Origin of the sequence: Amaricoccus sp. (assembly GCF_036846665.1) — a bacterium.
Lineage (GTDB): Bacteria > Pseudomonadota > Alphaproteobacteria > Rhodobacterales > Rhodobacteraceae > Amaricoccus.
On sequence record NZ_DAIUBO010000404.1, the window covers coordinates 1 to 1755 of the forward strand.

3 protein-coding genes and 1 pseudogene are annotated in these 1755 nt (G+C 68.9%); 2 read left to right on the forward strand and 2 right to left on the reverse strand.

The window, feature by feature from the left end:
• Both V7050_RS20860 and V7050_RS20865 read left to right on the forward strand, forming a co-directional pair.
• Window positions 1-750, forward strand: a 750-nt coding sequence (locus V7050_RS20860) for a pyridoxal phosphate-dependent decarboxylase family protein (protein WP_324411261.1), incomplete at its 5' end; no start/stop codon positions are given.
• 321 nt (window positions 751-1071) lie between these two features.
• On the forward strand, window positions 1072-1329 hold the full coding sequence (locus tag V7050_RS20865; protein WP_324375632.1) for a recombinase family protein: 258 nt from the start codon (window positions 1072-1074) through the stop codon (window positions 1327-1329).
• Here the strand turns inward: V7050_RS20865 and V7050_RS20870 are convergent.
• Together V7050_RS20870 and V7050_RS20875 are read right to left on the reverse strand one after the other, a co-directional pair.
• Window positions 1291-1407 (reverse strand): annotated as a pseudogene (locus V7050_RS20870) (peptidase); the annotation flags it as partial. The gene V7050_RS20865 and the pseudogene V7050_RS20870 sit on opposite strands and share 39 nt — an antisense overlap.
• On the reverse strand, window positions 1404-1755 hold a 352-nt coding region (locus tag V7050_RS20875), incomplete at its 5' end, for a phage BR0599 family protein (RefSeq protein ID WP_324411262.1). The pseudogene V7050_RS20870 and the gene V7050_RS20875, both read right to left, overlap by 4 nt.

The window sequence follows — 1755 nt, forward strand, 5'->3', positions numbered from 1 at the left end:
GACGACCAGGGGCGGGTCGATCCCGAACGGCTTCCGCCGCTCGATGGCGCGGCGATCCTATGCCTTCAGGCGGGCGAGGTGAACACGGGCTCGTTCGATCCCTTCGCCGAGATCATCCCCGCGGCGAAGGCGGCCGGGGCATGGGTTCATGTCGACGGCGCCTTTGGCCTCTGGGCGCGCGCGTCCAAGACGCGCCGGCACCTGACCGATGGCATCGAGGGCGCGGACAGCTGGACGACGGACGGGCACAAGTGGCTGAACACGCCCTATGACGGCGCCATGTCCGTCTGCCGGGACCGCGAGGCGCTGGCAGGTGCCATGAACAGCGACGCGGTCTATGCCACGTCCTCGGCCGACAGCCAGAAGAATCTGGGTATCGAGTTCTCGCGCCGGGCGCGCGGCATCCCGATCTGGGCCACGATGCGCAGTCTCGGGCGGGACGGCATCGCGGAGATGGTCGACCGCCACTGCACCTTCGCGCGCAGGCTGGCCGACGGCCTGTCGGGGGCGGGCTACGAGATCCTGAACGACGTCGACCTGAACCAGGTGCTGTTCCGGCTGGAGAGCGACGAGGCCACGCGCGCCGCTCATGCTGCGGCCATCGCCACCGGGCGGCTCTGGTTCGGGCCGACGGTTTGGCAGGGCCGCCCCGCGCTCCGGATGAGCGTGAGCTCCTGGCACACCGAAGAGGAGCATGTTGATCGCGCGATCGGGCTTCTGCGCGTTGTAAGTGGAAGGCCCCTGACATGATCGACATCGACATCACCCGCCGCAGGTGCGCCCGGCGCACCGCCAAGAGGCTCAGGACCGCACAGGCGCTGGTCTTTCTGGGCCTCGGCGGCTGGTGTCTGCTGGCGCCGCACATGGTCGAGGCGCTGTCGCTGAAGCCGGAATACCAGCACCTGAGCGCCACGACGGCGCTGCTGATGGGCTGCTTCGGCGCGCAGGCGGTGCTTTGCGGATCGCTCATGCTGCTCGCGCGCTTCAGCGACCGTGCTGGCCCGCGAACTGCGCCACAAAGGGCTCCGCAGCTAGCAGGGCACCTTGGTCGACAAGGGATACCTCTACAGGGTGCTGGTGAACCGCGTCTATCGCGGCGACGCGGTTCACAAGGGCAAGGCCTATCCCGGCGAGCATCAACCCATCATCGACCAGAAGCTGTGGGATCAGGTCCATTCCATCTTGCGGCAGAACCCGCGAAAGCGCGCCAACAACACCCGCGCGCAGGCGCCCGCGCTGCTCAAGGGGCTGATCTTTACGGCCACGGGCGCGGCTATGACCCCGAGCAGCACGAAGAAGCCCGAGGCAGTCACAACCGACACCGCGTAGGCTCGCCTGGTCGTGGTAGGGCGTCCCGAGCCACCCGCGCGCCGCAACGATGACCCGCTCCGGATCCGCGGGCGTCACAGCACGCCTCCGTCGTGGCCGCCGTCCTTCGTCGCGTATCGGAGGATCGTGTCCTGGCCGGGGATGTGCGGGAAACCGCGGAAGTTGGCGGTGTTGGCGAACTTGGCGCCGCAGGTCTCGATCCGCTTGTCGCAGCCCGCGCGGACGGTGAAGGAATCGCCTTCCGCAATGGCCCGCACCGGCGCCTCGAGGAGTGTCAGCACGGCGATGCCGTCCGTCACGTCATGGCCCAGCACCTCGGTGCGCCGCCCCGCATTCGCGCCGCTCTTCCATTCGAGCGTCCCGAAGGTGACCCAGCCGGCCTCGAAGCCGCCGAGCCCCGAGGCGGTGAACGCCCGATCGCGCAGG